General features: G+C 47.6%; 1 pseudogene. It reads right to left on the bottom strand.

Going from position 1 to position 248, the window contains the following annotated elements:
* Positions 1-205 (bottom strand): annotated as a pseudogene (locus E8Q33_RS15395) (hypothetical protein); the annotation flags it as partial.
* Between the last annotated feature and the right edge of the window lie 43 nt (positions 206-248).

Below are 248 nucleotides of genomic sequence, written 5' to 3'. Positions count from 1 at the left end.
CCTCTATCATCAAACAATTCTTCTGGTCGATAACTTTGCATCCATTTGTTAAGGATTTCGACATGCCCTTCCTTATCCATATCGCCCATTGGAACTTGATGAGAACGGAATGTGCCTTCCGTTTTTTGCCATCCACTTCTTCTGGACCTGTCCAGCCCTTGGGTGAACGAAGAATGATCATTGGCCAGCGTGGACGCAGATGCACACCATGTTCACGCGCATCGTTCTGGATATGCCGGATTTGTTCC

It is taken from the genome of Methylophaga sp. SB9B (genome assembly GCF_004832235.1).
GTDB classification, from domain to species: domain Bacteria; phylum Pseudomonadota; class Gammaproteobacteria; order Nitrosococcales; family Methylophagaceae; genus Methylophaga; species Methylophaga muralis.
This window is presented reverse-complemented; position numbering and strand designations above follow the sequence as displayed.